This is a genomic window from Deferribacterota bacterium (assembly GCA_034189185.1).
GTDB lineage: Bacteria > Chrysiogenota > Deferribacteres > Deferribacterales > UBA228 > UBA228.
The window spans coordinates 1-1,928 of sequence record JAXHVM010000266.1; the positions used below are offsets into that span (position 1 = coordinate 1).

General features: G+C 32.6%; 2 protein-coding genes. One reads left to right on the forward strand and one right to left on the reverse strand.

The genetic code is table 11. The annotated features are described in order from the left end of the window. Positions 1–8: 8 nt before the first annotated feature. Positions 9–113, forward strand: coding sequence for a DUF3160 domain-containing protein (locus tag SVN78_10715; GenBank protein MDY6822077.1), 105 nt, complete (start codon positions 9–11; stop codon positions 111–113). Here SVN78_10715 and SVN78_10720 read toward each other — a convergent pair. Beyond that, the gene (locus SVN78_10720) at positions 82–1,782 is read right to left on the reverse strand and encodes a DUF3160 domain-containing protein (protein MDY6822078.1); all 1,701 of its coding nucleotides are present in this window, start codon (positions 1,780–1,782) and stop codon (positions 82–84) included. The two genes, SVN78_10715 and SVN78_10720, sit on opposite strands and share 32 nt — an antisense overlap. Positions 1,783–1,928: the final 146 nt, after the last annotated feature.

Genomic DNA, 1,928 nt, shown 5'->3' on the forward strand with positions numbered 1-1,928 from the left:
CAACTTTTATGAACACAGATGCTTGGCAATTAAAGGAATTAACTACAGCATTGGCATCCTGGAGCCAACTCAGACACGATACTATCCTGTATGCAAAGCATCTGTGTTCATAAAAGTTGGATAACCATTCTCAAATTCTTCAAGTAGTGCTTTTAGTGAATAAAGCCATGACCAGTATAGATTTTTTTGCCATTGAAATATGTTGAAACTATTAAATTCTTCCCTCAATTTATTAAATTGTGTATCATAATTTATAATATTGCCTTTACTGTCATGTCCCATATATTCAGTATCTCCGTATATCCTTAAAAGCTCTAATGCCTTTTTAGAACCCAATAGTGCCATTATATCTAGCCCTCTAGGGAAGACCCTTGCTTCTCCGCCATCAGTAAGTTTGCAGGTAAATGTTTGGCTGCACCTATTACCAATATACATCCCTACAGAAGGTGAGACAAGCTCAGTAAACATATATGAATCAGGGACAAACCTTTGCCCCATAAGCCTAAATCCCTTTGTAATAGTAAGCAATTCATCGACCTGCTCTGGGCTAAAGGGTGGATTTAAAGCTAATTCACCTGTGCCACCATAAATTTTTGGAGAGCTATATTCTGCTAGTTTTGATTTTATTTTCTCTATATTCTCATCTGTTAATTTATCAGGTGTAAAGCCACTATTAAAGACATAATCTAAGGCCTCTATATATTCATAGGGTCCTAAATCATCAGAGAACCCTACATAAAATGCTGTTACTTTATAGATCCTCTCCCATTTAGAGAATAGCTGTTTATCTTCATTAAAGAATGAAGCAATGAGTGAGGCTTGCATTGTCTGAATCTTTGCATCATATAATGATATAAGAGCTTTACATGGTGGGACTTCATTACAAGGTTGTCCTTTATCAACTTGGTCTGTCCCTTTAAGGAGCATTGACATCCTACCAAACCAGGTGAATGCCTTGAAATAGTTCTTTAATTTCTCACTTCTTGTATAATGCCCTCTAGGGACATATTGTGAATAATCCTCTCTATATATAAAGATAGGTGAATTATCAAAACCTTTATGAGCCTCAATGAGTTTTAATTCAGCTTCTACTATATCTTTAACAAATTCTGGTATATTAAAATTATATTTTTCTAAATCCTCTTGGCTGAAGTATGCACTTTTTAACCCAGGGTCATTACACTCTTTCTCATCTCTACAGAGCTGGTCATTTTTTGGCTTTAAAAGCATTAGAGCTGTAGAAAAGTAGGCAACATTTCTTTTTAAAGCCTCTTTTAAATCACCACTAGCAGAATTAAAAGCATTTACAGATTTATTAAATAGTGTATTACTTATCTCCCATATATAGTCATAAAATTCTTTTTCTTCAATCTGCCTCAATGTTTCATCAAATTGTATGTGGTATAGATGAAGGAGTGAATCTGTTGTTATAAATAGGGGGATGTTATTATCTTTAATTATTTTATAGGGGGCTGTTATATCCTCTTCACTCTTAAAAAAGGGGTTTTCTATTACAACAAAACCATTTTTTGCAAGGAGATTAACCGCACCTTCTTTTAATGGAATTTTTCTTATAAAATCATCAAAATTGGCAATACTTTTTATATCAAGGGGCAATTTATAGGGAGGAACTTTTGCTTGTATATTTATAGGATTGTAAGCATAATAGTTTTCAAAACCTAATCCATCATTTTGTGTATTTTCTTGGCAATAAATATTCAAATGGCAAAGCAGTATAATTGAGACTATTGTAAAATATAATAAAAATTTTTTAAACATCATCATCCACCCCAGCAATTTTTAAAAATCAAAAATCAAAATCAACAAGGTATTTATATAGAATACCTCTAATATAATTATATATTAAATGTGACATATAAATCAATTAAAGTTAAACCAATCCTCCGACTTCGCAAGTCAGATTTTCC

Coding starts and splice junctions, on each gene's coding strand:
- SVN78_10715 (MDY6822077.1), top strand. CDS start 9: ATGAACACAGATGCTTGGCAATTAAAGGAATTAACTACAGCATTGGCA.
- SVN78_10720 (MDY6822078.1), bottom strand. CDS start 1,782: ATGATGTTTAAAAAATTTTTATTATATTTTACAATAGTCTCAATTATA.